The organism is Xanthovirga aplysinae (assembly GCF_009711365.1).
GTDB lineage: Bacteria > Bacteroidota > Bacteroidia > Cytophagales > Cyclobacteriaceae > Xanthovirga > Xanthovirga aplysinae.
Genome location: NZ_SMMB01000399.1, coordinates 1 through 1411, shown reverse-complemented (window position 1 = coordinate 1411; position 1411 = coordinate 1). Strand labels below are relative to the sequence as shown.

1 protein-coding gene is annotated in these 1411 nt (G+C 30.0%); it reads right to left on the bottom strand.

The window, feature by feature from the left end:
* Positions 1-120: 120 nt before the first annotated feature.
* On the bottom strand, positions 121-936 hold the full coding sequence (locus E1171_RS01395; RefSeq protein ID WP_155203343.1) for a TdeIII family type II restriction endonuclease: 816 nt from the start codon (positions 934-936) through the stop codon (positions 121-123).
* Positions 937-1411 lie beyond the last annotated feature (475 nt).

Sequence of the window (1411 nt, the reverse complement as noted above, 5' to 3'; positions counted from 1 at the left end):
ATTTAAATTCACCCATGGCTAAAAGTATTATCATTATTAGGGAAAGAAAACAAGATGAAAATTCAAAACTAAAAGTTTGCAACAGAGCCATTTAAAGCTTGTGTAACCTTTAATCGCAGTTTATTGAATAGTATCAAAAGTTGGAAGGCTACCAAAAATTTCAAATTCCTTAATTAATTCCTCTACCTTGTTTAAATAACTTTTCCTGACATTTCTACTTATTTCCAGTACTTGTTCATAGCTTCCTTCCCCACCTATAGTATCCCAATACTTTTTACCAATTAGTATATTATCATCATTTAGAATATCAAATACTTCAAAAGGAGGATTATACCTGTATGTTTCTTTTTCCTTCCCAAAGGGATTATGATATAAGGCGATCAAGGTTGTACAGTGGGGATAGGCTAATTTCAATTGAAGGAGGTTTTCTTTGGCTTGAATTAATTGCCCCTTAGAGGGTTTACCACCAAATAAATAAATGAAAGTTTCCACGTCTTTTTTTTCAAACCATAGGTCGGTTGTGATTTTTAATTTAAAATTTCGAATAGGTTGATGTACTTTAACACTCCTGAGGTCTTTAGTCCAACATGGTTTACGATTTAGTTTATTTAAGGCTAGAAGAGAAATGTGTCTTTTAATGTTGGTGATTTCCTCCTTAGAAAGAGTTATAATGCTGCTTTTTTGTACATTTGCCTTTTCTGCCCCATTTGCTAAAAGCAAATATTTTGAGATTTTTCCCACATGGTTTTTGTTAAAACTTTTGTTGAATACTTTTTCGAAATGAATCCAGAAAAGTATCTCTTTAGATAGAATGGTCTTTTTAAAAGGATCAATAAGAGACCTTTTTCGATTACTATTTGCAAATAAAATATAAATAGTATCTTCTATACATTTTTGAAATTCAAATGCTATAGCGTCTTGGTATTTTTTTTCCATTAAGTTGATTATATTTATCTATTTATGGAATGTTTTTGTATTCTAATAAAATTCAATAGTAGCAGCTTGATAAGCTATTAAATATCAGTTATTCAAGAATATATATCAATCCGCCTAATGATTGCATTAACCTAAGTCTATTTGGAGACTCTAATACTTGCTTGAAGAAGTCCTTAACAGCCATCTGCCTACGGCCATTAACAGGAAAAAATCTTTGTTTATAAATTTGGCATAGTTCATAATAAGATAGTAAAATTAACTAAAGAAAGTAGCTTTTATCATAACTATTTTAATTGCTTAAATTCTTTTTTTAAATCTTCATGTAGGTTCATGCTGGATCCAAAAGAGAGGTTGATAAGAGTTACCCATTCAGTAAGTCACGGAGAACAAATCCAATCAGAGTTGAAATAGAAGTGGGGAGAGGTTTGTTTTCGATAAAAAGTAACAGACAATAGTAAAAATAATAATTAAAACA

Bases quoted from the DNA above. Each gene is read 5' to 3' on its own strand.
- E1171_RS01395 (WP_155203343.1), bottom strand. From the start codon at position 936: ATGGAAAAAAAATACCAAGACGCTATAGCATTTGAATTTCAAAAATGT.